Annotated in this window: 25 protein-coding genes and 1 other RNA gene; 21 read left to right on the forward strand and 5 right to left on the reverse strand. The window is 49.3% G+C overall.

What is annotated here, in order from left to right:
• The first annotated feature begins 34 nt into the window (after positions 1-34).
• From ABGT54_RS01630 to ABGT54_RS01660, 7 genes are all read left to right on the forward strand, one after another.
• Positions 35-805, forward strand: a complete 771-nt coding sequence (locus tag ABGT54_RS01630) for an acyl-CoA dehydratase activase (protein ID WP_346662547.1) — start codon at positions 35-37, stop codon at positions 803-805.
• Positions 806-1,049: 244 nt separating this feature from the next.
• A complete protein-coding gene (gene thiM, locus ABGT54_RS01635; protein ID WP_346662548.1) occupies positions 1,050-1,916 on the forward strand; it encodes a hydroxyethylthiazole kinase in 867 nt (288 codons plus the stop codon).
• Positions 1,903-2,613 (forward strand): thiamine phosphate synthase, encoded by a 711-nt coding sequence (thiE, locus tag ABGT54_RS01640; RefSeq protein WP_346662549.1) that lies wholly within the window; start codon positions 1,903-1,905, stop codon positions 2,611-2,613. Before thiM ends, thiE begins: the two co-directional genes overlap by 14 nt.
• Positions 2,610-3,287 carry an HAD family phosphatase gene (locus ABGT54_RS01645; RefSeq protein WP_346662550.1) on the forward strand — a complete coding sequence of 226 codons (678 nt, stop codon included), beginning with the start codon at positions 2,610-2,612 and terminating at the stop codon, positions 3,285-3,287. Before thiE ends, ABGT54_RS01645 begins: the two co-directional genes overlap by 4 nt.
• Positions 3,284-4,084, forward strand: a complete 801-nt coding sequence (gene thiD, locus ABGT54_RS01650) for a bifunctional hydroxymethylpyrimidine kinase/phosphomethylpyrimidine kinase (protein ID WP_346662551.1) — start codon at positions 3,284-3,286, stop codon at positions 4,082-4,084. Before ABGT54_RS01645 ends, thiD begins: the two co-directional genes overlap by 4 nt.
• Positions 4,085-4,103: 19 nt before the next feature.
• Positions 4,104-5,456, forward strand: coding sequence for a replication-associated recombination protein A (locus ABGT54_RS01655; protein WP_346662552.1), 1,353 nt, complete (start codon positions 4,104-4,106; stop codon positions 5,454-5,456).
• On the forward strand, positions 5,456-6,046 hold the full coding sequence (locus ABGT54_RS01660) for a DUF3841 domain-containing protein (RefSeq protein WP_346662553.1): 591 nt from the start codon (positions 5,456-5,458) through the stop codon (positions 6,044-6,046). The genes ABGT54_RS01655 and ABGT54_RS01660 overlap by 1 nt, the downstream gene beginning before the upstream one ends.
• A gap of 3 nt (positions 6,047-6,049) precedes the next feature.
• Here ABGT54_RS01660 and ABGT54_RS01665 read toward each other — a convergent pair whose 3' ends face one another.
• Entirely contained in the window at positions 6,050-7,096 is a 1,047-nt protein-coding gene (locus tag ABGT54_RS01665; protein WP_346662554.1) for an acyltransferase family protein, read from the reverse strand.
• Between the two features lie 167 nt (positions 7,097-7,263).
• Between ABGT54_RS01665 and ABGT54_RS01670 the strand changes: the two genes are divergently transcribed.
• The 4 genes from ABGT54_RS01670 (at position 7,264) to glmM (ending at position 12,044) form a co-directional block, all read left to right on the forward strand.
• Entirely contained in the window at positions 7,264-7,977 is a 714-nt protein-coding gene (locus ABGT54_RS01670) for an IMP cyclohydrolase (protein WP_346662555.1), read from the forward strand.
• A 22-nt stretch (positions 7,978-7,999) separates the two neighbouring features.
• Positions 8,000-9,178, forward strand: a complete 1,179-nt coding sequence (locus tag ABGT54_RS01675) for a phosphoribosylaminoimidazolecarboxamide formyltransferase (RefSeq protein WP_346662556.1) — start codon at positions 8,000-8,002, stop codon at positions 9,176-9,178.
• Positions 9,179-9,196: 18 nt separating this feature from the next.
• Positions 9,197-10,597 (forward strand): NAD(P)/FAD-dependent oxidoreductase, encoded by a 1,401-nt coding sequence (locus ABGT54_RS01680; RefSeq protein WP_346662557.1) that lies wholly within the window; start codon positions 9,197-9,199, stop codon positions 10,595-10,597.
• 100 nt (positions 10,598-10,697) lie between these two features.
• Positions 10,698-12,044 carry a phosphoglucosamine mutase gene (glmM, locus tag ABGT54_RS01685; RefSeq protein ID WP_346662558.1) on the forward strand — a complete coding sequence of 449 codons (1,347 nt, stop codon included), beginning with the start codon at positions 10,698-10,700 and terminating at the stop codon, positions 12,042-12,044.
• A gap of 45 nt (positions 12,045-12,089) precedes the next feature.
• Here glmM and ABGT54_RS01690 read toward each other — a convergent pair whose 3' ends face one another.
• A complete protein-coding gene (locus ABGT54_RS01690) occupies positions 12,090-12,932 on the reverse strand; it encodes a YitT family protein (protein ID WP_346662559.1) in 843 nt (280 codons plus the stop codon).
• Positions 12,933-13,086: 154 nt separating this feature from the next.
• Here ABGT54_RS01690 and eno point away from each other — a divergent pair, with 154 nt between their 5' ends.
• The 5 genes from eno (at position 13,087) to ABGT54_RS01715 (ending at position 17,657) form a co-directional block, all read left to right on the forward strand.
• Positions 13,087-14,373 (forward strand): phosphopyruvate hydratase, encoded by a 1,287-nt coding sequence (gene eno / locus ABGT54_RS01695; RefSeq protein WP_346662560.1) that lies wholly within the window; start codon positions 13,087-13,089, stop codon positions 14,371-14,373.
• Between the two features lie 89 nt (positions 14,374-14,462).
• On the forward strand, positions 14,463-14,705 hold the full coding sequence (gene secG, locus ABGT54_RS01700; RefSeq protein WP_346662561.1) for a preprotein translocase subunit SecG: 243 nt from the start codon (positions 14,463-14,465) through the stop codon (positions 14,703-14,705).
• A gap of 70 nt (positions 14,706-14,775) precedes the next feature.
• Positions 14,776-16,965 (forward strand): ribonuclease R, encoded by a 2,190-nt coding sequence (rnr, locus tag ABGT54_RS01705; protein ID WP_346662562.1) that lies wholly within the window; start codon positions 14,776-14,778, stop codon positions 16,963-16,965.
• On the forward strand, positions 16,928-17,398 hold the full coding sequence (gene smpB / locus ABGT54_RS01710; RefSeq protein ID WP_346662563.1) for an SsrA-binding protein SmpB: 471 nt from the start codon (positions 16,928-16,930) through the stop codon (positions 17,396-17,398). The genes rnr and smpB overlap by 38 nt, the downstream gene beginning before the upstream one ends.
• 10 nt (positions 17,399-17,408) lie before the next feature.
• Positions 17,409-17,657: a hypothetical protein gene (locus ABGT54_RS01715; RefSeq protein WP_346662564.1), complete on the forward strand. Its 249-nt coding sequence runs from the start codon at positions 17,409-17,411 to the stop codon at positions 17,655-17,657.
• A gap of 77 nt (positions 17,658-17,734) precedes the next feature.
• Here the strand turns inward: ABGT54_RS01715 and ABGT54_RS01720 are convergent, their stop codons facing one another.
• Together ABGT54_RS01720 and ABGT54_RS01725 are read right to left on the reverse strand one after the other, a co-directional pair.
• Positions 17,735-18,160, reverse strand: coding sequence for an Hsp20/alpha crystallin family protein (locus tag ABGT54_RS01720; protein ID WP_346662565.1), 426 nt, complete (start codon positions 18,158-18,160; stop codon positions 17,735-17,737).
• Positions 18,161-18,260: 100 nt separating this feature from the next.
• Positions 18,261-18,722: an Hsp20/alpha crystallin family protein gene (locus ABGT54_RS01725; protein ID WP_346662566.1), complete on the reverse strand. Its 462-nt coding sequence runs from the start codon at positions 18,720-18,722 to the stop codon at positions 18,261-18,263.
• Between the two features lie 287 nt (positions 18,723-19,009).
• On the opposite strand from ABGT54_RS01725, the gene ytvI reads away from it, so the two are divergent.
• Positions 19,010-20,140, forward strand: a complete 1,131-nt coding sequence (gene ytvI / locus ABGT54_RS01730; protein WP_346662567.1) for a sporulation integral membrane protein YtvI — start codon at positions 19,010-19,012, stop codon at positions 20,138-20,140.
• Positions 20,141-20,242: 102 nt separating this feature from the next.
• Positions 20,243-20,593: a transfer-messenger RNA gene (gene ssrA / locus ABGT54_RS01735) on the forward strand.
• Between the two features lie 32 nt (positions 20,594-20,625).
• Here ssrA and ABGT54_RS01740 read toward each other — a convergent pair.
• Positions 20,626-20,967 carry a helix-turn-helix transcriptional regulator gene (locus ABGT54_RS01740; protein ID WP_346662568.1) on the reverse strand — a complete coding sequence of 114 codons (342 nt, stop codon included), beginning with the start codon at positions 20,965-20,967 and terminating at the stop codon, positions 20,626-20,628.
• Between the two features lie 162 nt (positions 20,968-21,129).
• Between ABGT54_RS01740 and ABGT54_RS01745 the strand changes: the two genes are divergently transcribed.
• From ABGT54_RS01745 to ABGT54_RS01755, 3 genes are all read left to right on the forward strand, one after another.
• Positions 21,130-21,990 (forward strand): class C sortase, encoded by an 861-nt coding sequence (locus ABGT54_RS01745; protein WP_346662569.1) that lies wholly within the window; start codon positions 21,130-21,132, stop codon positions 21,988-21,990.
• Positions 21,991-22,114: 124 nt separating this feature from the next.
• A complete protein-coding gene (locus ABGT54_RS01750; protein ID WP_346662570.1) occupies positions 22,115-23,938 on the forward strand; it encodes a SpaH/EbpB family LPXTG-anchored major pilin in 1,824 nt (607 codons plus the stop codon).
• The gene (locus ABGT54_RS01755) at positions 23,935-24,819 is read left to right on the forward strand and encodes a class C sortase (RefSeq protein WP_346662571.1); all 885 of its coding nucleotides are present in this window, start codon (positions 23,935-23,937) and stop codon (positions 24,817-24,819) included. Before ABGT54_RS01750 ends, ABGT54_RS01755 begins: the two co-directional genes overlap by 4 nt.
• The last annotated feature ends 18 nt before the right edge of the window (positions 24,820-24,837 follow it).

Here is a 24,837-nt window from a genome sequence, read left to right on the forward strand (position 1 = left end):
GCGGCGCATGAAAGACAGAAGGGATTGAAAAAATATGAATTATGTTGGAATCGATATCGGTTCCACTGCATCTAAAGTTTCTGTGCGGGGGGATCGGGAAATCAATTATGTACTCCCGACAGGGTGGAGCAGTAAAGAGACTGCCCGCACGATCCGGGAAAAGCTTCTGGAAGAAGGAGTGGATGTGGAGGCAGACGATACCAAAGTAGTGGCCACCGGATATGGGCGCATTGCGGTAGAGTATGCTGACTATGTGATCACGGAAATCACCTGTCACGCCAGGGGCGGCCGGGAATTTGCAGGTGGCGACTGCGCGGTGATCGATGTGGGAGGACAGGATACGAAGGTGATCCTTCTGGAGCACGGAATGGTCAGAGACTTTCTGATGAATGACAAATGTTCTGCAGGAACCGGAAAGTTCCTGGAAATCATGGCAAATCGTCTGGGCGTGACGCTGCAGGAGCTTTTTGAGATGGCGGACAAAGGAACCATCCTTCCCATCAGTTCCTTGTGTACAGTGTTTGCGGAATCAGAAGTGATCAATTATATCGGAGAAGGGAAGCCAAGAGAAGACATTGCGGCCGGCGTAGTGGATTCGGTGGCGGCAAAGGTAGCGCAGCTGGCACAAAGGAAGGAACTGCCGGATAAGATTATCCTGACCGGCGGATTGAGTAAAAGCCGGTATTTTACCGCCCAGTTGTCTGCAAAACTTGGAAAGACGGTAGAGCCTACCGAGATGGGCAGATACGCGGGAGCGATCGGGGCGGCAAAGCTTGCAGAAGAGAAAAGCCTAAAGGGCAGATAAAACGGCAAAGCCTGCAAAAAAGAAAAAACCGGAGAAAAATATACCGGGAGAAGAATATGCCGGAAGTAAGAACGGAGACGTGTGCCTGAAAAAGTACACGTCTCCATTTACGTTTTGCAGGAACTCCTGTTATAATAACAAAAAGATGCTTTTGCCGGATGATCGGGGGCCGGGGGTGCAAATCTGCCGGGGCCGGGTCACAGCAAAACACCGACAGAATAAGAACAGGAAAGGAATGTAGATTATGATCGGAACCTATCTGGAGGAGGTGCGCCACAAGGCGCCGCTGGTACACAACATTACGAATTATGTCACAGTCAACGATGTGGCAAATATGATCCTGGCCTGCGGAGCCAGTCCTATTATGGCAGATGAGCCGGAGGACGCCGTAGAGATCACGGCGATATGCAACAGCCTGAACCTCAATATCGGTACCCTAAACCGCCGGACCATTGAAGGAATGTTTGCGGCGGGAAGGCGGGCAAAAGAGCTGGGGCATCCGGTGCTTCTTGATCCGGTGGGAGCCGGAGCCAGCAGCCTTCGCACAAAAACAGCTCTTAAGATCATGGAGGAGATCCGTCCGGATGTGATCCGGGGAAATATCTCGGAGATCCGTACGCTTCGGGATAACTATACGAACCGCAGACAGGAAAATGCCGCGGGCGGACAGGTGTCGGCCGGCGCAACCCGGGGCGTGGATGCGGATATCAGAGATGCAGTCACAGAAGAGAATCTGGAAGAAGGAATCGCATTTGCAAAAGCTTTTGCACAGGAAACAGGCTGCATGGTTGCCATTACCGGGGCCATTGATCTTGTAAGCGACGGCAGCGCCTGTTATGTGATCCGTAACGGAATGCCGCAGATGAGCCGGATCACAGGTACCGGCTGCCAGTTGTCTGGTCTGATGACAGCATTTGTTGCGGCAGGTGGGGAAGATAAGCTTGCGGCGGCAGCGGCGGCGGTCTGCACCATGGGCCTGGCAGGAGAGATGGGGTATCAGAGGATGCAGGAAGGGGATGGAAATGCCACCTACCGCAGCCGGATCATTGACGCAGTTTATCAGATGAACGGGGAAATTCTGGACCAGGGGGCAAAGTATGAGATTCGATAAAAAACAATTGACAGAAGCGTTACTTCTATATGCGGTGACGGACCGTTCCTGGCTGGGGGAGAGCACCCTTGCGGAACAGACAGAAGAAGCGTTAAAAGGCGGCGTGACGTTTGTACAGATCCGGGAAAAGGATCTGGATGCGGCCTCCTTCCGGAAAGAGGCAGAAGAGCTGAAAGAGCTGTGCGAAAACTATCAGGTGCCCTTTGTGGTCAATGATGATGTGGAACTGGCTCTGGAGATAGATGCAGACGGCGTCCATGTAGGACAAAGCGATATGGAAGCCGGCGAGGTCAGGAAAAAGCTGGGGCAGGATAAGATCATCGGCGTCTCCGCAAGAACGGTGGAAGAGGCTCTTGCAGCCCAGGCTCACGGCGCTGACTACCTGGGAGTGGGAGCGGTGTTTCCGACCAGTTCCAAGAAAGATGCATCTGACGTCAGCTTTTCGACACTGAAAGAAATCTGTGAAGCAGTAGAGATCCCGGTCATCGCCATTGGCGGCATCACCGGGGAAAACACAGCCAGACTTGCAGGCAGCGGCATCTGCGGCGTGGCAGTGATCAGCGCCATTTTTGCAAAGCCGGATGTCAGAAAAGCAGCCGAAGAGCTGAAAGGGGCGGTCAGAAAGATGTTGTATCACGAGGGGGATGAAGGACGGATCATGGAGAAAGAAGAGCAGGAAAGAAGGGCGGAGAAATGATCCGGGGCGCTATTTTTGACATTGACGGAACCCTCCTTGATTCTCTGGGGATCTGGGAGGAGGCAGACGAGCGTTATCTGGAGGAGCAGGGGATCCAGGCAGAAGAGGGTCTGGGACGGATCCTGTATCCCATGACCCTGCAGGAGGCCTGCGCTTACATTCGCCGGCATTATCCGGTCGAAGATACACAAGAGGAGATTATCTCAAAAATACGAAAGATCGTGGAAGTATTTTACCGGGAGCAGGCGCCTCTGAAAAAGGGAGTGGCCGGATTTCTTTCTGCTATCCGGGCAAAAGGGATTCCTGTGATAGCGGCCACCACAGGGGAAAAAGCGCTGGCGGAAGCTGCTTTTCAAAGACTTGGCATAGAGACGTTTTTTCGGGAAATTCTCACCTGTACCGGGGTGGGCGCCGGAAAGGATCAGCCAAAGATCTATGAGGAGGGCGCCAGGCTTCTCGGAAGCAGGCCGGAAGAAACCCTGGTGTTTGAGGACGCCTTTTATGCGCTGAAAACCGCATCGGACGCCGGATTTCTGACCATAGGAGTCCGGGATCCTTACAATGAGCAGGATCTGGGAAATATCCTGGATACGGCAGATTTTTATCTGACGGATCTGACGGATTTCCAGGGATTCTGGGACAGATTAGAGGAGAAGAAAGGAAAACAGATATGAGACATACAGCATTAACCATTGCGGGCAGTGATTCCAGCGGAGGAGCCGGTATTCAGGCAGATATTAAGACGATGCTGGCCAACGGGGTTTATGCCATGAGCGCAGTCACAGCGCTGACCGCCCAGAATACCAGAGGAGTCGCCGCGATTCAGGAGTCTTCGCCGGAATTTCTGGCAGATCAGCTGGACTGTATTTTTACAGACATCTTTCCGGACGCGGTGAAGATCGGCATGGTTTCCTCCGGGGCGCTGATCCGCGTTATTGCAGAAAAACTGCGGACATACGGAGCAAAGAAGATTGTGGTGGATCCAGTGATGGTGGCCACCAGCGGAGCGAAGCTGATCAGTGAAGAGGCTGTCGACACCCTAAAAGAATGTCTGTTTCCGCTGGCGACAGTCCTGACTCCCAATATTCCGGAGACGGAAGTGTTGTCCGGCATGCGGATCACCTCCGCAGAAGCGATGACGGCGGCAGCAGAAAAGATCAGCCGGACCTACCACTGTGCAGTCCTCTGTAAAGGCGGGCATCAGTTAAATGACGCCAACGACCTGTTGTTCTGCGAGGGGGCGGGCAGATGGTTTTGCGGGGAACGGATTGAGAATCCCAATACCCACGGAACAGGGTGTACGCTTTCCAGCGCCATTGCCTCGAATCTGGCAAAAGGATACAGCCTGGATGTGTCTGTCGAACGGGCCAAGCAGTATATTTCCGGAGCACTGTCGGCGATGCTTGATCTGGGAGAAGGAAGCGGCCCTATGGATCACGGCTTTGATATCCACAGTTTTTACACGGAATAACAGAAAGAAGGAATGTAGTGTGGAGCAGCTTACTTTATTTGACAATCGCAAGGAGACGGCGCCGCTTGCCAGCAGGATCCGGCCCAAAACGCTGGAGGAATTCGCCGGACAGAAGCATTTGCTTGGCCCCGGGAAAGTGCTGCGTCAGCTGATCGAGAAGGATCAGATTTCTTCCATGATCTTTTGGGGGCCGCCGGGGGTGGGAAAGACCACACTTGCCAGCATCATCGCCGGAAGGACACGGGCAAATTTTATCAATTTCAGCGCCGTTACCAGCGGGATCAAGGAGATCAAAGAGGTGATGAGCCAGGCGGAAGAGGGGCGCCGGATGGGAGAACGGACCGTGCTGTTTGTAGACGAGATCCACCGGTTTAACAAGGCGCAGCAGGACGCATTTCTCCCCTATGTGGAAAAGGGAAGCATTATCCTGATCGGCGCAACCACTGAGAATCCTTCCTTTGAAGTCAATGCGGCCCTTCTTTCCAGGTGCCGGGTGTTTGTGTTAAAGGCACTGGAAGAAGCAGATCTGTCAGAGCTTCTTGTGCGGGCGCTGCAGCATCCCCAGGGGTTTGCATCCCAGAAGGTAAAGATCACGGACCGGCAGATTCAAAAAATAGCTGCGTTTGCAGACGGAGACGCCAGAACTGCCCTGAACACACTGGAAATGGTGGTGACCAATGCAGAAATTACGGCAGAAGGCATGGTCGTAACCGACGAAGACCTTGCCCAGTGTATCAGCCGCAAGTCTCTGCTTTATGATAAAAACGGGGAAGAACACTACAATCTGATCTCTGCCCTTCACAAATCCATGCGTAACAGCGATCCGGACGCCGCCATCTACTGGCTGTGCCGGATGCTGGAAGGAGGAGAAAACCCATTGTATATTGCAAGACGTCTGATCCGGTTTGCCAGTGAAGATGTAGGGATGGCGGACAGCCATGCGCTTACCGTGGCAGTGGCGGCTTACCAGGCCTGCCATTTCCTGGGAATGCCGGAATGCGATGTGCATCTTACACATGCGGCGACTTATCTTGCTATGGCGCCAAAGTCCAACGCTCTTTATACGGCGGTGGAAGCCTGTAAGCAGGAGGTGAGAGAAAGACCGGCGGAGCCGGTGCCGCTCAATCTTCGCAATGCGCCGACGCAGCTGATGAAAGAACTGGATTATGGAAAGGATTACCAGTACGCTCACGACACGGAAGAAAAGGTGACCCGGATGCAGTGTATGCCGGACGGACTTGTCGGAAGGACCTATTACCAGCCCACTGATCAGGGCGAAGAGGCGGCAGTCAGAGAACGTCTGAAAAAGATCCGGGACTGGAAAAGCAGGAAGAGTTCAGAGATATCGCAGATAATAAGGGAGGAAAAGTGATGGAAACAAAGATGGTAAAACTTTACACCCGCCAGAATGACAAAACTCTTTATCAGCTGGAACGGGACGGACGCATCATCAATCAGAGGGTCTATGTGGAACTGCATTTCGGAGATATTGCTCCATTATTTATGGAGAGCTATGACTGGTTTACCCGGGAAGCGGCAAAGAGACTGCCCAAGCCGGAAGATGTGCAGGCTCCAATCTGGTGTTCCATCAGTGTGGAAAATTGTTTGAAACCGATCCCCGGTACCGTGGTTTATTGCCTGGAAGTGCCGGAAGATCAGGTGATTTATTTTGATGATGTAAAATGGGATTATGTATTGAACCGGATCTACCTGCCAAAGGATGAGGAAGACAAGAAGGCATACCGGCAGCATTTAAAAGAGATCGGGGTAGAAAATGGGTTTGAATTTCTGTCCGGGAAATATAAGGGAATGTTTCCGGAAGAAGAGGCCCGCATCCGGGAAAGCTGGAAACGGGCCTTTGAGATTGATAACTGGACGATTTTTAATGTGTGCGGAAACATCTGGGAAATCCGCAGAGAATGGGTGAAAAAAATTGTTCATCCCGGTGAGACGGTGGAATAATCCCTATCTTGGCCAAAATGTGGCTTTCCAGGCCGGAAAGGCCGTTCTCTGGCGGAGCACTGCCTCGGGAGCCGGAAGCTTTAAGGAGGCAATCCGGTTCGTAATATTGGTTAATGGCTGCCAGGACAGGGCAAGGGTCAGAAGGATGCAGAATCCGACAAGCGCCAGGGCCTCCGGCAGGGTGTCCAGATGATCCAGAAGAGGAGTGCCTCTGCGGATACAGGAGTAGACCAGTCCGTGGAAAAGGTAGATGGCCATGGTGCGTGTTCCGATATAGGAAAAAGCAGTCTTCTTTTCTGTCATCAGCATCAGGACGGCAAATGTCATGAATGCGCCGATGGCATAGCAGATCAGACGGCACAGCATGCCGGTCAGGATGTCCTGCTCCAGATAATGATAGTTATAACGCCCGTAGAAGATCTTTACCGACAGATCCCGGTTCCAGGGCTCCAGAACGATCACAGTCACGAAGCAGAGGACGCCTGCGATGCCTGCTAGGGAGGAGATCCTGCCCCGCATCCTGGTGATGATGGAACGGTCGCAGTATAATCCTGCCAGGAAGAAAGGATAAAAGACCAGGATCCTTGGGATGCTTAGAAAATTACTTGGCATCTGCACACAACCGATCAGAAGACCGGCTGCCACAGAAAGCAGGAAATGGTGCGGCAATTTTCGCACATATGGGGTGGCAAGCCGCCACACAAACAGAGCCAGGATGTACCAGAGAGAAAATTTGGGGAACATCAGGGCAAGGCTGGTGGGACGGTGGAGCACCAGAGTATATAAAAGGTAATAAATGACCTCGTATACCAGGTAAGGAATAAGAAGCTTGCGGATCAGTGCGGACACTGGAAGCTCTCGTTTGGAAAAATAGCCGGAAATAAAGATAAAAGCCGGCATGTGAAAGGATACGATCAGCCATTTCAGAGAATACAGAAATTCCGTCTGCTGATAGCTGGCTTCAGTAAAATGTCCCAGAACTACCAGAAGGATCAGAAACGCTTTGCAGTTGTCAAACAGATAGTCTCTTGGTCTGCTGCCGGATGTCATAAATCATTCCTCCTAATCTAACAACAGATGATACACGTTTCGCTTTTGAAAGACAAGATTGAAAATGTATAAAAAAAACTGATTTCCCGGATGGAAATTGTGACAAATATTATATATAATGAGAGAGAGATACCAAAGAAAGGAATTTCAAAAAAGGAGAAGCATTCATGGAAATTTTAAAGATTGAGCAGGAATTAAGAGAAAATTCTTATCCCGGACGCGGCATCATCCTTGGCAAAAGCGCTGACGGCTCCAAGGCAGTAGCGGCGTATTTTATTATGGGAAGAAGTGAAAACAGCCGGAACCGTATCTTTGTGGAGGAGGGAGAGGGCATCCGTACCCAGGCATTCGATCCTTCCAAACTGACGGACCCCAGTCTGATCATCTATGCGCCAGTGCGTGTCCTGGGAAATAAGACCATTGTAACCAACGGAGACCAGACGGACACTATTTACGAAGGCATGGATAAACAGCTGACTTTTGAACAATCTTTAAGAAGCAGAGAGTTTGAACCAGACGGCCCTAATTATACACCCAGGATCTCCGGCATTATGCACATCGAAAACGGACATTATAATTATGCCATGTCCATTTTAAAAAGCAGCGACGGCTCACCGGAGAGCTGCCATCGCTTTACCTTTGCCTATGAGAATCCGAAAGCCGGAGAAGGACATTTCATCCATACTTACCAGTGCGACGGAAATCCTCTGCCAAGTTTTGAGGGAGAGCCCAAAAGAATCCAGATCCCGGATGATATGGAAGCTTTTACAGAGCTTCTCTGGAACAGTCTGAACGAGGATAACAAGGTTTCCCTGTTTGTGCGTTATATTGACATTGCCACAGGAACCTGTGAAACAAAGATTGTAAATAAAAATCAATAATCCAGAAGGGAGAAAATGCAAAATGAAAGAGTTAGAGCTGAAATACGGATGTAATCCCAACCAGAAGCCGTCCAGAATTTATATGGCGGACGGAAGTGAGCTTCCGATCACGGTATTAAACGGGAAGCCGGGATATATCAATTTTCTGGATGCTTTTAATGGCTGGCAGCTGGTAAAGGAACTGAAAAAAGCGACCGGACTTCCGGCAGCCACATCCTTTAAGCATGTGTCTCCGGCAGGAGCGGCGGTAGGATTGCCCTTGTCTGAAACACTGGCGAAGATCTACTGGGTGGATGATCTGGGAGAACTTTCCCCGCTGGCATGTGCCTATGCAAGAGCAAGAGGCGCGGACAGAATGTCTTCCTTCGGAGATTTTATTTCTTTGTCCGATGTCTGCGACGTGGACACGGCAAGGCTGATCAAACGAGAAGTATCCGATGGTGTGATCGCGCCCGGGTATGAGCCGGAGGCGCTGGAAATTCTAAAGCAGAAGAAAAAAGGAAATTACAATGTGATCCAGATCGACCCGGACTATGTGCCTGCGCCGCTGGAGCACAAGGATGTATTTGGCGTAACCTTTGAACAGGGAAGAAATGAACTGAAGATCGATGATGATTTCTTCTCCAATATTGTAACCGATCAGAAAGAACTGACCGATCAGGCAAAGATTGACCTTGCCATTTCTATGATCACGTTGAAGTACACACAGTCCAATTCTGTATGCTTTGTAAAGGACGGCCAGGCCATTGGTATTGGCGCCGGACAGCAGTCCAGGATCCACTGCACCAGACTGGCGGGCAGCAAGGCGGACAACTGGTGGTTAAGACAGTGTCCAAAGGTCATGGAGCTTCCGTTTGTAGATTCCATCCGCCGCGCAGACAGAGACAATGCTATCGACCTGTATATCGGGGAAGATTACATGGATGTGCTTTCTGACGACGCATGGCCGGCAATCTTTAAAGAAAAACCGGAAGTCTTTACCAGAGAAGAAAAGAGGGCGTGGCTGGACAAACTGACGGATGTAGCCCTTGGTTCCGACGCATTCTTCCCCTTTGGCGACAATATTGAAAGAGCCCACAGAAGCGGCGTGAAATATGTGGCGCAGCCGGGTGGCTCTGTAAGAGATGACAACGTGATCGAGACATGCAATAAATATGGAATGGTGATGGCCTTTACCGGCATCCGCCTGTTCCATCACTAAAAACAGAGGTGTCATCATATGAACCATTATGATGTGATTATCATAGGCGCAGGTCCCTCCGGGATTTTCTGCGCCTATGAACTGATGAGGGAGCATCCGGATTTGAAGGTGCTGATGATCGAGAAAGGCCGTTCGATTGAAAAACGGGTGTGCCCCAAACGGAAAACCAAAATATGCGTAGGCTGCAATCCCTGTTCTATCACCACCGGCTTTGCCGGTGCCGGCGCTTTTTCTGATGGGAAATTGTCTCTGTCCCCGGATGTGGGCGGTACGCTTCCAGAGATCCTGGGATATGAAAAAGCGGAAGCACTGATCCACGAAGCAGATCAGATCTATCTGAAATTCGGAGCGGATCAGAAGGTGTATGGCATCAATGATTATCAGGCGATCGAAAAGATCCGGACCAAGGCGATCCGGGCCAATCTGAAACTGATCGAGTGTCCGATCCGCCATCTTGGGACAGAAGAAGGATATAAGATCTATGAAAGACTTCAGGATCATCTGCAGAGAGGAAATGTAGAGCTTCGGTTTATGACGATGGTAGAGGACCTGATCGTAGAAGAGGGAAAAGCTGTCGGTGTGGTCACAGACAAAGGAGAGACTTATTATGCGCCGGAGATTGTAGCCGGCGTAGGAAGAGAAGGCTCTGAGTGGTTCGCCCACCTCTGCAGAAAGTATGGGGTCGAGACGAAGAATGGTACGGTGGATGTAGGGGTTCGTGTGGAAGTCCGTGATGAGATCATGAAGGAATTGAATGAAAAGCTTTATGAAGCGAAGCTGGTCTACTATACCCCTACTTTTGACGACAAAGTCCGGGTGTTCTGCACCAATCCTTCCGGCGAAGTGTCTGCCGAGTATTATGATGACCGGCTGGCAGTGGTCAACGGCCATGCGTACAAATCACAGGAACTTAAGACACACAATACCAATTTTGCCCTGCTGGTGTCCAAGAATTTTACGGATCCTTTCCGGTCGCCCATCGAGTATGGCAAGCATATCGCCCGGCTGGGAAATATGCTAAGCGGCGGCAGGATCCTGCTGCAGCGATACGGGGACTTTCGCAGAGGCAGAAGAACCACGGCGGAAAGACTGGGCCGCAATAATATCGTTCCCACCCTGAAGGATGCAGTTCCGGGCGACCTTTCCCTGGTATTTCCTCACCGGATCATGGTGGATATTGAAGAAATGATCCGGGCTCTTGATATGGTGACGCCTGGGATCGCATCAGATGAAACGCTGCTCTATGGGGTAGAGGTAAAGTTCTATTCTAATAAAGTGGTGGTGAACCGGCAGTTTGAGACAACGCTTCCCGGGCTTAGGGCCATGGGAGACGGCGCATCCGTGACCAGGGGGCTTTTACAGGCGTCCGCCAACGGGATCCATACAGCCAGAAGTATCCTGGAAAAGCGCGGGAAATAGGGTTGTATCTCAAGGCAAAAGGGAATATAATAGAAAAGGCCGGGCGCAGATTGTGCAAAAAAACCGGCAAATAAGTCAAAACCTGGAGGAATGGAGTACTATGGGAAAATATTTTGGAACAGACGGATTCCGCGGCGAGGCAAATGAAGTCCTGACTGTGGAACATGCGTTTAAAGTAGGAAAATATCTGGGATGGTATTACGGACAGGATCACAAGGCCAGAGTGGTGATCGGCAAAGATACCAGAAGAAGCAGCTATATGTTTGAATATGCGCTGGCAGCGGGACTTACTGCTTCCGGGGCGGACGCTTATCTTCTCCATGTAACTACCACGCCCAGCGTATCTTATGTGACAAGGACCGAAGACTTTGACTGCGGGATTATGATCTCTGCCAGTCACAACCCTTATTACGACAACGGGATTAAGATCATCAACGGAAAGGGTCACAAGATGGAGGCGGAGGTAGAGGAAAAGATCGAGGCCTACATTGACGGCGAGATCGGAGAACTTCCGCTTGCCAAAAAGGAGAACATTGGACGTACCGTGGATTATGCGGCAGGCCGGAACCGTTATATCGGACATCTGATCTCTCTTGCCACCCGTTCCTTTAAAAATATGCGGGTTGGTCTGGACTGCGCCAACGGCAGTGCGTTTGCCATCGCAAAGAGCGTATACGACGCCCTGGGCGCAAAGACCTATGTGATCAATCAGGAACCGGACGGAACCAATATCAATACCAACTGTGGTTCCACGCATATTGAAGTTCTTCAGGAATTTGTAAAAGAAAAGAATCTGGATATCGCATTTGCGTTTGATGGGGATGCTGATCGCTGTATTGCAGTAGATGAAAACGGAAATGTCGTAGACGGGGATCTGATCCTCTATATTTGCGGAAAGTACTTAAAAGAACAGGGACGGCTGAACGGGGACACCATTGTGACCACGATCATGTCAAATCTGGGACTTTACAAAGCCTGTGATAAAGTGGGCATAAAATACGAAAAAACAGCAGTCGGCGATAAGTATGTCTATGAAAATATGATGAAGAATAATTTCTGTCTGGGCGGCGAGCAGTCGGGACACATTATCTTCAGTAAATATGCCACAACCGGCGACGGTATCCTGACATCGCTGATGATCATGGAAGTGGTGATGGAGAAAAAGCAGACCCTTTCCAAACTGGCGGAGGATGTAAAAATCTACCCGCAGCTTCTGAAGAATGTAAGGGTTGCAGATAAGAAGACAGCCCGGGAAAATCCGGAAGTGGTAAAAGCGGTGGATGAAGTGGCAAAGGCTCTGGGAGACGACGGACGGATCCTGGTACGGGAAAGCGGTACGGAGCCGGTGATCCGTGTTATGGTGGAAGCGGCCACAGACGAGATCTGCGAGAAGTATGTAGATCAGGTGATCGATGTGATGAAAGAACAGAATCTGATAGTCGGATAAGGAAAAGACGTCAGGTCTGAAGCAGGCACAAAAAAGGATTCCCTCCTAGATGGAGTGGAATCCTTTTCCTATAATTTCGCTGGTGTTGGATATCAGTAAGAAAGCGTCCGGTGAGTGTTCTTTGATGTAGTTTCTTAACCGGATCGCTTCAATCCGGCTAAGGACGGTCAGAACCAGATATTTGTCATCTCCGGAGAAGGCGCCCTGAGCCAGGACTACCGTTGCGCTTCGGTGAAGATCCTCTTTGATAAATTCACAGATAGGTTTGGGATCCTGACAGACCACGTTAAAGTACTTGGACAGATTCAGGCTTTCAATAAAACTGTCGATCATGAAGGAACGAAGGAAAAGTCCAAGGAAGGAATACAGTCCGGTGGTGATCCCAAATACAAAGCATCCGGCGAAGGTGATCAGGAAGTCTGTGGCAAGAAGCGCTTTTCCGATATCGATGCTGGTATACTTTTTCATGATCATGGCAATGATATCCGTGCCGCCGCTGGATGCGCCGATATTAAACAGGATGGCTGATCCGACCGCAGGAAGAGCAATGGCAAAGATCAGCTCCAGAAACGGCTGATCAGTCAGAGGCTGCTGCATGGGGCAGATCCGGTCCAGCAGGGACAAGGTGACGGAAAGAAGAATGCTGCTGTAGGCAGTGCCTGCCGCGAACCCTTTTCCAAGAACGATAAATCCGATCAGGAGAAGGGCCATGTTGGCGATAAAAGAAAAGTCACTGGCTGAGATGACACCGGTTTTGGCAACCAGAACGGCAAGACCGGTGATCCCGCCAAAGGTAAAGTTATTCGTAAATTTAAAGAAATAAGTTCCCACCGCCATGATCAGCGTACTTACAGTCAGCAGAAAAAAGTGTTTGACTTGTGATTTCATGATATATTCCCCAACGTATTTTAGAATCTATTTGTAATCCACATGAATTGTAACGCCGGGCACCTGAAAAGTCAACGAATAAGCCGGGATTTGAAAAAATTGTATGAGAAGGCCGCCTTAGGCACATAATATCTTCCGTAAGGAGGATGGAGACATGTATAAATATCTGCCGATTACGGACGTATACGCGAGAGAAATCCTGGACTCCAGAGGGAACCCGACGGTGGAGGTGGAGCTTCTGGCGGGAGAACGGTACTGGGGGAGAGCGGCGGTTCCAGCCGGAGCTTCCACCGGCGGGCATGAGGCGGTGGAAGTTCGGGATGGCGGCGAGAGATACGCAGGTCTTGGAGTGCAACAGGCTGTGGAGCATATCAATGGCAGGATTGCGCCCCAGATCACAGAACTGAACGTGTTTGACCAGGCGCTTCTGGACCGGACGCTTCTGGAGATCGACGGAACAAATGACAAATCCAATCTGGGAGCGAATGCGCTGCTTGGCGTGTCCATGGCTGCGGCCAGGGCTGCGGCAGACGCGCTTAGGATGCCCCTCTACCTCTATCTTGGCGGGACCAACGCAAAGGTGATGCCTGTGCCGATGATGAACATTATGAATGGCGGGCGTCATGCAGATAATACGATCGACATTCAGGAATTTATGATCATGCCAGCCGGCGCCTGCTGTTTTCGGGAAGGACTTCGCATGTGCGCTGAAATCTATCATATGCTGAAAACCGTCCTGAAAGAGAAAGGACATCATACGGGAGTAGGAGACGAGGGCGGCTTTGCGCCAAACTTAAAAAGTGCAAGAGAAGTCCTGGAATTGATGACAAGAGCTGTGGAACGATCGGGATACCGGCCGGGGGAAGATATTGTATTTGCACTGGACGCGGCGGCGTCAGAGCTTTATGACCGCCAGTTCCAGAAATATGTGCTGGAAGGAGAAGGAAAAATCCTGTCTGCAGAGGAAATGACCGGATATTTTGCGGAGCTTGCAGAAGCATTTCCCATCGCATCCATTGAAGACCCTCTTTATGAAGAAGACTGGGAGGGCTGGGCGAAGATGACGAAAAAACTTGGCGGCAAAGTGCAGCTGGTAGGAGATGATCTCTTTGTAACAAATCCCTCCCGGATCCGGCAGGGAATCCGGGAGGGGGCTGCCAACGCCGCCCTGATCAAAGTCAACCAGATCGGTACTTTGACGGAAACATTTGACGCCATCGAAACAGCAAAGCAGGCCGGTTACCGCACGATCCTTTCCCACAGGTCTGCAGAAACGGCAGACACCATCATCGCGGATATCGCAGTGGCATACGGAACCGGGCAGATCAAGGCAGGCGCTCCCTGCCGGATGGAACGGGTGGAAAAATACAACCGGCTCCTAAGGATCGGGGAGCGACTGGGGGATGCGGCAAGATATCAGAACCCCTTTGTACAGATGTAAAAAATGAAGCGAAAACCCGTAATTTACGCTTGCCTTCCGAATGCTCCTGTGATAAAATATACATGGTTTATCCGCAGGAGGTGTAGAAAGTGGAGATCTTAAAGATAATATTAATGATTATATTTGCAATAGACTGTATCGCATTGACGGCTATCGTCTTAATGCAGGAAGGAAAATCAGCCGGCCTTGGAACCATCGGCGGCATGGCTGACAGCTACTGGGGGCAGAATAAAGGCCGTTCCATGGAAGGTACGCTGGTGAAATCCACAAAGTTCCTGGCGATCCTGTTTATTGTACTGGCGGCAGTGTTGAATTTGAAAGTATTTGCTTAATATTTGTTGGCAAAAGAAAAAGAGCAAGGACACTCCTTAATTTGGGGTGTCCTTTTCAAGTCCGGGGAGAATGGATGCAGTGACAGACCAGTTGTTTGAAGAAAGAAAACAGAAAATATATCGTTTTATGCAGGATGTTTTGTATGTTCCGATGAGGCAAAAAGAGATCGCCGCGGTTCTTCAGATTCCCAGGGAGGAACGGGAAGAACTGCGAAAGATCCTGGAAGCGCTTACAGAGGAAGGAAAGATCACGGTCAGCAAGCGGGGAAAATACAGTCTGAATAAAGAAATAAGACTGACAGGCATCTTCCGCGCCAATCTGAAGGGATTCGGGTTTGTGACAGTGGAAGGGGAAGACGAGGATATTTATATCCGGGAAGATCAGACAAACGGAGCTATGGACAAAGATACCGTGGAGATCATTCTTACCAGAGCCGGCAGTGGCAGACACCGGGAAGGACGGGTGCGAAAGATCGTGAAACGGGGTACCGCCAGGGTGGTGGGGCTTTTTCAGATGAATCCGGGAAAGAATTATGGATTCGTGCTCCCCGATAATCAGAAGCTGTTTCATGATATTTTTATACCGGCAGAGAGGTCCATGGGGGCTGCAGACGGCCATAAGGTGGTGGCAGAACTGACTTTCTATGGAGACGGAAAGAAGAAGCCGGAAGGAAAGATCGTAGAGATCCTGGGGCATGTCAATGATCCGGGAACGGATATCCTGTCCATTGTAAAGGCTTATGATCTGCCCGCCGAGTTCCCGGAAAAGGTCTTAAATCAGGCGGTCCGGGTGGCAAAGCCGGTCAGCCCGGCAGATATGGCCGGCCGCAAAGACATCCGGGACTGGCAGATGGTGACGATAGACGGAGAGGATGCCAAAGATCTGGACGACGCGGTGTCTCTTGTGAAGGAAGGAGATCATTACATCCTGGGCGTCCATATCGCGGACGTGGCAAATTATGTGCAGGAGAACAGCGCGCTGGACCGGGAGGCCTTTGAAAGAGGGACCAGCGTTTATCTGGCGGACCGGGTGATCCCCATGCTTCCTCATACATTGTCCAATGGCATCTGTTCTTTGAATGCCGGAGAGGACAGGCTGGCTTTAAGCTGCATTATGAAGATTGACCCTGCCGGCCGCGTGACGGATCATGAGATTGCCGAGACGGTGATCCATGTAGACCGGCGTATGAGTTATACGGCAGTAAACAAGATTCTGGAGGATCAGGATCCGACAGAGAGGGAAATCTACCGGGAACTGGTTCCCATGTTTGAGAGAATGGGAGAGTTGTCTCATATCATCCGGGAACGGCGAAAGAAAAGAGGATCTATTGATTTTGATTTTCCGGAGACAAAAATGATCCTGAATGAAAAGGGAGAGCCTCTGGAATTAAAACCATATGAGAGAAATACAGCCACCCGGCTGATCGAGGATTTTATGCTGCTGGCCAATGAAACAGTGGCTGAAGATTATTATTGGCAGGAACTGCCGTTCCTTTATCGCACCCATGAGGCGCCGGACGATGAGAAGATCCGCGCCCTGGCGATTTTTATCCATAATTTCGGGTATTCCATGCATGTCGGGAACCGGGAGATCCGGCCCGGAGAGGTGCAGAAACTTCTGACAAAAGCAGAAGGGACGCCGGAGGAACCTTTGATCGCAAGGCTGGCCCTGCGATCCATGAAGCAGGCCAGGTATACCGAAGATAATACCGGACATTTCGGGTTGGCGGCGAAGTATTACACGCATTTTACGTCCCCCATCCGCAGATATCCGGATCTGCAGATCCACAGGATCATCAAGGATCATCTGCGGGGAAGGATGAACGAAAAAAAGACGGAACATTATCGTTCGATCCTGCCGGAGGTGGCGAAGCATTCCAGTGAGACGGAGCGAAGAGCCGAGGAAGCGGAGCGGGAGACCATCAAGCTGAAAAAGGCGGAATATATGCAGAAGCGGATCGGAAAGGTATATGAAGGCGTGATATCGGGCATTACCAAATGGGGCATGTATGTGGAACTGCCCAATACGGTGGAAGGTCTGGTTCATGTGGTCAGTATGAAGGATGACCACTATGAGTACGACGAGCGAAACTATGAGCTGGCAGGTGTGCGTACCGGCAGGCGTTACCGGCTGGGAGAGCGGATCTGCGTGCGGGTCACCGGCGCGGACCGGCTGCAGAGGACCATTGATTTTGAGATTGCAGAGGAAGGAGAGGAAGACGATGGCAAAGAAAACAGGCATGAAGCTGATCGCCAATAATAAGAAGGCGTATCATGACTATTTCATCCTGGAGACATATGAGGCGGGGATCGCCCTTCACGGAACAGAAGTAAAGTCTCTACGCATGGGAAAGTGCAGCATCAAAGAGGCCTTTATCCGTGTGGAAAATGAAGAAGTGTTTATCTATGGTATGCACATCAGTCCCTATGAGAAGGGAAATATCTTTAATAAAGATCCACTGCGTGTAAGAAAGCTCCTTCTTCACAAGTACGAGATCCGCAAGCTTCTGGGAAAGACCAAAGAAAAGGGTATGACGCTGGTACCCCTGAAGGTATATCTGAAAGACAGCCTGGTAAAAGTAGAGATTGGCCTGGCAAGGGGGAAAAAACTGTATGACAAGCGTCAGGACATTGCGAAGAAAGATCAGCAAAGAGAGGCACAGCGGGACTTCAAGGTCCGCAATTTCGGGTAGGAGGAAGAGTATGGTACCTGTAAAGAAAGAGGATTTAAGAACTCTGGTGACAGAGACTACGAAGGAAGTATATGAGGAGCTGACGCCCCATCTGGTCCAGCTTATCAATCAGACACACCGGAACACCAATCTGACAGAGGCACAGAAGCAGGACGAGATCTCCATACATATGATGGGATATGTGAAATCCTGTACCAATGAGATTATCATTGAGGTGCTGGCAGAGATCCTGGGGCTGGAGGATGAAGACGAGGAATAACAGGATGGCAGTCACAATAAAAAACTACCGGCGGTTTCGTATCGCCGGTAGTTTTTTTAGAACATGAAGAGAAAAAATTATTCGATTGTAATCAGCTTAGGCTGTTCTTCTTCGTGCTGCACTTCTTTTGGGATCTGCAGGGTCAGGACTCCGTCCTTAAAAGCGGCCTTGATGTCGTCCTGGGTAACTTCATCTCCCACATAAAAGCTGCGGTTGCAGGTGCCGGTATATCGCTCTTTGTGAATACATTTTCCGCGGGCGTCTTTTTCTTCCTTGGTCTCATTCTTGTGAGCAGTAATGGTAAGATATCCGTCCTTTAAGTCGGCCTTGATATCTTCCTTTGCATATCCCGGCAGTTCCATTTCTACCATATAGTTGTTGTCTTTTTCGTGGATATCCGTTTTCATAACCTGGCTGGATGTACCGCTGTAAGAGCGGGTGAAGAACGGATCATCAAACATATCGTCAAATAAACTGTTAAAACCTCTGTTTGCAAGTAACATAATAATTACCTCCCTGAATCTGATTTATGATTTTTTGGTTATTGTCTGCATGGATAGAAATTCTATGTGATCGGGGACAGCTTTTGCTGTCCCCGGAATTTTAACCTTCGATCGCGATGCTGTTCCGGGTTTCTACGGCTTTAGCATCTTTTTTGGGGATGCAAAGTTTCAGGATACCGTCCTCAAACTTTGCTTTCACATCGGACTGCTCCACAGCATCGCCTACATAGAAGCTTCTCTGCATTGCCCCGGCATAACGCTCCTTGCGGATATATTTGCCTTTCTTGTCCTGCTCGTCTTTGTCAAGACCCTTGGAAGCGGAGATGGTCAGGTAGCCGTTGTTCAGCTGTACGCTGATCTCATCTTTCTTGAATCCGGGCAGGTCCACGTCCAGTTCATAACCTTCATCGTGTTCCCGGATATCGGTCTTCATCATATTCTTTGCATGCTTTCCATACAATGGGTTTTTGCGTCCGAAGAATTCTCTGTCGAACCGGTCAAATGGGAAATCCATCCAATCATCATCAAATAAGTTTTCTCCAAAAATACTAGGCATCATCATAAGTCATTTCTCCTTTCATTATGAAAACAAATACCATCAGCACTCTTGAAGTTATCTCAAGTGGTTTTCTTTTGTTCTGTATGTACTATAACACATATTGTTAGCAGTGTAAAGAGGTGAGTGCTAAAACTTTTGTGAAAAAAGTGTGAACACATAATACTGTTAAAAAAATGCCGAAATTGCATTCATGTTGTTGACACGTCCGATTATCTCCGATATTCTTAATATTGTGTATTCTTTTATAAAGGAAGGAATAGGCTGATAAAAAAGAGGGGCGGAATCTTGGAATGGAAAAACGGAAAAAATTTATCATAAATTTCTTATATTTTGCAATTATCATTGCCGCGATTTTCTTTGCGCTGCAATTTGCGCTGACATTGCTGTTCCCTTTTGTGGCCGCGCTTTTTATCGCTTATATCTTGAAGCATCCGATCAATTTTATTGCAAGAAAAACAAAAATCCCCAAAAAGCTGGCAGCCGTTCTTATGGTTCTGCTTTTTTACGGCACGATAGGTACCTTTCTTGTGCTTGCCAGCATTCGGGCCTTTTCATTCGCCACCGACCTTGTTCAGCGGCTGCCGTCGATCTTCCGGATCTATATGAATCCGGTGCTGACGGACCTGTTTGATCAGCTGGAACAGGCGCTGGAACAGGCAGATTCCAATATTCTGGATACGGTGGATTATCTGTGGAGCCAGTTTATGCAGTCTCTCAGAAGCATTGTTTCCAATCTGTCGCTGACCAGTATGGAAGCAATCTCAGACGTGGCGTCCTCTTTGCCGATGCTGTTTATTAAGATGCTTCTGATGGTCATCTCTACCTTTTTTATTGCCATGGATTATGAACGGCTGACCGGTTTTTGCATGCGCCAGTTAAACGGGTGGGCCAGAGATATTTTTCTGCAGGTACAGAAGTATGTGGTGGGCACACTGTTTGTGTGTATCCGTTCCTATGCGCTGATCATGAGCATTACCTTTATGGAGTTGTTTCTTGGCCTGTCACTGTTCCGCGTAGATTATGCCCTTCTGATCGCTCTTTGCATTGCGATCTTTGATATCCTTCCGGTGCTGGGGACAGGGGGGATTATGATCCCCTGGGCAGTGATCACGGCGATTCTGGGAGATTATCCGATGGCGTTGAAATTGTTCGGCCTCTATATTTTTATTACAATCGTGCGTAATATTATTGAGCCGAAAATAGTGGGGAGCCAGATCGGCCTGCATCCGGTGGTGACTCTGGTTAGTATGTTTGCAGGAGTTCAGCTGTTTGGAGTAGTAGGATTATTCGGATTTCCGATTGGATTGTCTCTTTTAATGCATCTGAACCGGACAGGAACCGTCAAGATCTTCAAATTGAAGGACGAAGAAGAAGCGAAAGAGTCTTTGGAGGCCGGATTCCCTGAAAAAGAAGGCGAATAAGAACGGATAAGAGGCCGAAAATCTCCTTGACAAAGAAAACTGACCGCGCATATAATGAGAGTGACATAAAGATCACGTCTGCACACCAGGAGAGACAGTTCAGGGCTTGTACTGGTTTCGACGGGGGTCTGGAAGTTGGGGAAGCCATCCGTAGCGGGACACTACGTTAAAAGTTCCATCTAAATATAAACGCAGACGATAGACAGTTAGCGTACGCTGCCTAATCTGGCAGTAGTCGGCCTTAGGTCATCCGCTGCTTAAGTCGCCGGCTTCAACGAGGCGGAGCACTTCACCTCCAAAGCTTTGAGGAGATGGAAGAGTATATGAAGCTACTGATGTCTGTAACCTGTCATTAGGTGACAGACGGAGGGAATGTTAAAATAATGACTGTGATGGGAGATGCCCTGATGGATGGGCTTTCGGACGCGGGTTCGATTCCCGCCAGGTCCACTTGGCGATAAGGACAGCATTTGCTGTCCTTATTTTTAGTTGTCTTTTATTGTCTTGAGAAAGCAGAGCAGAGCGTTCTGCTGCTGTTCTGACAGCTCAGACAACATTTCTGAAAGTTCCGGCAGTATCTGTGAACGTGCCTGACTGTCCGGAGGGTCCAGTTTACACAAAGTATCCAGGGAAATATTGAGTTTCTGCGAGTAGCCCATGAGTACCATGGGATTGCAGCGATGGATCCCTCGTTCCATTGTGGAAATATAACTTAAAGACACCTGGCAGTAATCAGCGATCTCGCTTTGAGAGATATGTTGTTCTTTCCGGAACTGTTGCAGCCGTTTTCCCAGTAAACGATCGGCTTCCTGTGGGGATGGTCTCATATTTTCAGTCCTTTCCTATTGTTTTTTCTTATTATTATACTCCCTGATTTCCTTAATAACAACAAAAAAATAGTCGTAAACTGCGAAAAAATATTGAAATAAAGATGATAAACAATTATAATCTTTCTTAATCAAAAACGGATAAGGAAAGAAGGGAGAAAAATGGGGAAAATTCTGCGGCGTGGGATCGGCTGTCTTTGTATCCTGTGTGGACTGGTCTGCTTTCTGTATCCGAAATATCAGGATTACAGGATCTGCCGCACGGTAGATACTATGGTCGAATGGCCGGAAGAGTCCGGAACCGGGCAGAGAAGTAAAATGGAGCGGATGCCGGAATTATATGAAGCGATGCGGCTGTATAATCAGAAGTTGTGTCTGGAAGGACAGAATTTTCAGGAAGAGGAAAAGGTTCCTGGCTTTTTATCCGCAGCAGAGTGTCTGGAGGAGACGGACGGAGCGCTGGGATATATAGAGATTCCGGATATGGGCGTCTGTCTGCCGGTATTTCCGGGAGCCACCGGGGAACATCTGGCAAGGGGAGCAGCCATAATGGATCAGACCAGCATGCCGCTGGGCGGCGCGGGAACAAACTGTGTGATCGCCGGACACAGGGGGTACCGGGGAAGTCCTTTCTTTCAGTATATTGATCATATGAAAGAAGGGTCAGAGGTGACCCTTGTGACTCCCTGGGAAACATTAAGATACCAGGCAGTGGAGACAAAAGTTATTGACCCGTGCGACTGGGAGGATCTGAAGATCTGTCCGGACAAGGATCGTCTTACGCTGATATCCTGCCATCCTTATGGCGGAGGAGGAAGATACAGATATCTGGTTCTGTGCGAGCGCATTACAGGCGGGCGGCAGGAGAGGTCTGCGTTAGCGCCGGAGGCTGCCCTGGGGCACAATCTGCAGAAAGGAGCAGTTTCTTTCGGAAATGTGAAAAGGATGGTGGAAGGGCTGCTGCCTGTTGTTGTATGTGTGGCTGCCGGATGGTTGATTTTAAAAAGCATTCGCAATAATTAGCTGAAAACAACTAATTATCTATTGATTAATTAGGCGTTAAATGCTATAATCGTTATACGATGAAACGGATCCGGAAAAGGAGGTGATGAAGATGGGGTGGGGAAATCCAGAAGGCGGAAGATAAATGAACGATAAAAGGAGAGGAGCAACAAAGATGAAGCGATATCGGAAAAGGAAGTTGGGAATGTTCGTATTAAGTGCAGTGGTTGCAGCGACATCTGTCGCCGGCGTCAGGGCCGCTCCTTCAGATGTGATCGATCCAGATGCCAGGGCTGCCTTTACGATCCACAAATATGATTTAAGCGCAGCAAAAAGCGATGGGGTGGATCCGGAGACTGCCGGATTTTCATCCGATGGACAAAAGGATGAGACAGTGGAAAAGGCGCTGGAAGATTATGCGTTGGAGGGGGTTGGCTTTACCTATCTGAAGGTGGGAGACATCCATACAGACCGGCAGGAGAACAGATTCCAGCTGGTATATGATATCCCGGACGCTCTTGAGATGGCGCTGGATCTTACGGATGGCGGAGGGGACGGAAAATATACTTCAACAGAGTTAAATGTGGCGCTGGCGGATACGCTGGCTGACGGCGCAGAAGGGAAGAACAGGCTGGAACGGTTTTTGGCGGCATCCCCGGGGAAACAGGAGATGGAGCTGACAGATGAAAATGGAGAAACACGGGCGGAAGATCTTGCACAGGGACTTTATCTGATCACAGAGACAAAAGTGCCGCCAGGCGTATATCTGACAACGAATCCTTTTTTTCTCTCCCTGCCGATGACAGATGAAGCGGGGGACAGCTGGTTTTATGACGTAGATGTATATCCGAAGAACCAGACAGATGAACCGGAGCTGGACAAGCTTGTAAAGCAAGAAGACGATAATGATCCGCAGGAACCATATGAGGATACGGCCACCGGGTCAGAAGGAGATGTGATGGAGTATCTGTTTGTCTCACATCTTCCGGGTATCACATCTGAAGCAACATATCTAAGTAAGTATACATTTCATGACAAAATAGATGTCGGTCTGACATACAATCAAGATTTTTCCATTTACTTTTATAAAAATGAAGAAGACGCAAGGATGAACCGCACAGAAAATGCGCTGGATGTCTGGGGAAAGGATTCTCCTAATTTTTATGTGGAATACAGTGAACAGGAAGCGATGATCCACATTACAGAAAACGGTCTTGCGGAAATCAATCCGTTACGTTCCGGTATGTATCTGACAGTGGCGTATTCCTGTACGATTGATTCAGATGCTGCAACTGTACTGGGAGATAAGGGAAACAAAAATGAGGTGCAGCTTACCTGGAGCCGTACGAGCAAAGAGGATACGGATACGCTGACGGACCAGGCAAAAGTATATGTGTATGGTCTGGATCTTCAAAAGGAATTTGAAGAAAAAGACGGCGAGAAAGGAAATCCCGAACAGGTGCAGTTTCTTTTGAAAAATATGACAGATGGATATTTTATGACTGCAGTTTCCGAAGAAGAAGGGATCTTTTACATTACAGACGGCCATAAGACGACAGATGAAGACCAGGCGACAGTTTTTGTGCCTGCGGCAGATGGAAGGCTTCTGATCAACGGTTTGGAAGCAGATACTTATGCGTTGACAGAAATCGCTACGGATGATCAGTATTCTCTGCTAAAGGAGCCTGTCATCATAGAAATTAACGAGGCGAAAGGAGAGGGAACTGCGTCTGCTGCAACGGTGGATCAGAAAAAGGCGCAGATGAGTATATACCGGGATCATGGGGAAGAATCTCCGAATGCGAGAGTAGAGCTGGCTGTTCTGAATACCCGATCTTTTCGCCTGCCGCAGACAGGAGGCTGGGGAAGCCTTATATTTACACTGGCAGGATGCGGATCCGCGCTGGCTGGAGTGATTCTGGTTACAAAGAAATCCAAAAAGAACAGAAAGAAGAAAAAGACAGCATGAAAAAGAACAGGAGGAGGGGGAGAACTTTTCAGGTGCTGCTGCTGTTTCTTCTTGCGGCAGGGCTCATGGGTTATCCGTTCCTTTCTAATCTTATGTTTGAGGTTCGCGCAGGTTCTTATGTAAAAGAGATTGCGGAGACAGCAGAAAACATGAACGCCAGTGGGAAAAAAAGAATCCTCAGGGAGGCTTATCAATATAATGAGTCTCTGGCTTGCGGGAATGTCCGTCTGACGGATCCTTTTATTGCAGCGATTCCCGGAGAAAAGAAAGAAAATTATTGCTCTGTGTTGTCTGCGGATGCAGACGGCGTTATGGGAAGTATTGAGATCCCGGTTATAGGGGTAAGGCTGCCGATTTATCACGGGACCACAGAAGAAGTGCTGCAAAAAGGGGCGGGCCATCTGTACGGAACGTCGCTGCCGGTCGGAGGAGAGAGTACACACAGCGTATTGACCGGACACACGGGAATTGGTCGGGCAAAACTTTTTACGGATCTTACCGCAATGGAAAAAGGAGATGTTTTTTTCCTGCATATCTGGGGAGAAACATTGGCCTATGAAACGGATCAGATCAAAATCGTAAGACCTGCAGATCTGTCGGACTTGTATATTGAAAGCGGGAAAGATTACTGTACACTGGTTACATGCACCCCATATGGGGTGAACTCGCATCGTCTGCTGGTCAGGGGAGAAAGAGTCAGCGATCCTGAAAAGGTGAAAAACGAAGCGGCAGATAGCGCGAAAGACAGAGGGTCTGAATGGATGAGAGAATATCTTCATGCTCTTTGGATCAGCCTGGCAGCCTTTCTGACTGGTTTTCTTGGGGTGACATTTTTTCGATGGCGTCGGAATGGAGTGAAAAATGACAGAATCTGGGAGTAGATGCTGATATAGAAAGGA

Source organism: uncultured Merdimonas sp. (genome assembly GCF_963929015.1).
In the GTDB taxonomy this organism is placed as follows: Bacteria; Bacillota; Clostridia; order Lachnospirales; family Lachnospiraceae; genus Merdimonas.

Bases quoted from the DNA above. Each gene is read 5' to 3' on its own strand.
- ABGT54_RS01630 (WP_346662547.1), top strand. From the start codon at position 35: ATGAATTATGTTGGAATCGATATCGGTTCCACTGCATCTAAAGTTTCT.
- ABGT54_RS01670 (WP_346662555.1), top strand. From the start codon at position 7,264: ATGGAAATTTTAAAGATTGAGCAGGAATTAAGAGAAAATTCTTATCCC.
- ABGT54_RS01680 (WP_346662557.1), top strand. From the start codon at position 9,197: ATGAACCATTATGATGTGATTATCATAGGCGCAGGTCCCTCCGGGATT.
- thiM (WP_346662548.1), top strand. From the start codon at position 1,050: ATGATCGGAACCTATCTGGAGGAGGTGCGCCACAAGGCGCCGCTGGTA.
- ABGT54_RS01660 (WP_346662553.1), top strand. From the start codon at position 5,456: ATGGAAACAAAGATGGTAAAACTTTACACCCGCCAGAATGACAAAACT.
- thiE (WP_346662549.1), top strand. From the start codon at position 1,903: ATGAGATTCGATAAAAAACAATTGACAGAAGCGTTACTTCTATATGCG.
- ABGT54_RS01750 (WP_346662570.1), top strand. From the start codon at position 22,115: ATGAACGATAAAAGGAGAGGAGCAACAAAGATGAAGCGATATCGGAAA.
- ABGT54_RS01720 (WP_346662565.1), bottom strand. From the start codon at position 18,160: ATGTTACTTGCAAACAGAGGTTTTAACAGTTTATTTGACGATATGTTT.
- ABGT54_RS01645 (WP_346662550.1), top strand. From the start codon at position 2,610: ATGATCCGGGGCGCTATTTTTGACATTGACGGAACCCTCCTTGATTCT.
- ABGT54_RS01745 (WP_346662569.1), top strand. From the start codon at position 21,130: ATGGGGAAAATTCTGCGGCGTGGGATCGGCTGTCTTTGTATCCTGTGT.
- ytvI (WP_346662567.1), top strand. From the start codon at position 19,010: ATGGAAAAACGGAAAAAATTTATCATAAATTTCTTATATTTTGCAATT.
- thiD (WP_346662551.1), top strand. From the start codon at position 3,284: ATGAGACATACAGCATTAACCATTGCGGGCAGTGATTCCAGCGGAGGA.
- ABGT54_RS01725 (WP_346662566.1), bottom strand. From the start codon at position 18,722: ATGATGATGCCTAGTATTTTTGGAGAAAACTTATTTGATGATGATTGG.
- ABGT54_RS01665 (WP_346662554.1), bottom strand. From the start codon at position 7,096: ATGACATCCGGCAGCAGACCAAGAGACTATCTGTTTGACAACTGCAAA.
- ABGT54_RS01755 (WP_346662571.1), top strand. From the start codon at position 23,935: ATGAAAAAGAACAGGAGGAGGGGGAGAACTTTTCAGGTGCTGCTGCTG.
- eno (WP_346662560.1), top strand. From the start codon at position 13,087: ATGTATAAATATCTGCCGATTACGGACGTATACGCGAGAGAAATCCTG.
- ABGT54_RS01740 (WP_346662568.1), bottom strand. From the start codon at position 20,967: ATGAGACCATCCCCACAGGAAGCCGATCGTTTACTGGGAAAACGGCTG.
- smpB (WP_346662563.1), top strand. From the start codon at position 16,928: ATGGCAAAGAAAACAGGCATGAAGCTGATCGCCAATAATAAGAAGGCG.
- ABGT54_RS01675 (WP_346662556.1), top strand. From the start codon at position 8,000: ATGAAAGAGTTAGAGCTGAAATACGGATGTAATCCCAACCAGAAGCCG.
- rnr (WP_346662562.1), top strand. From the start codon at position 14,776: ATGGATGCAGTGACAGACCAGTTGTTTGAAGAAAGAAAACAGAAAATA.
- glmM (WP_346662558.1), top strand. From the start codon at position 10,698: ATGGGAAAATATTTTGGAACAGACGGATTCCGCGGCGAGGCAAATGAA.
- ABGT54_RS01715 (WP_346662564.1), top strand. From the start codon at position 17,409: ATGGTACCTGTAAAGAAAGAGGATTTAAGAACTCTGGTGACAGAGACT.
- ABGT54_RS01690 (WP_346662559.1), bottom strand. From the start codon at position 12,932: ATGAAATCACAAGTCAAACACTTTTTTCTGCTGACTGTAAGTACGCTG.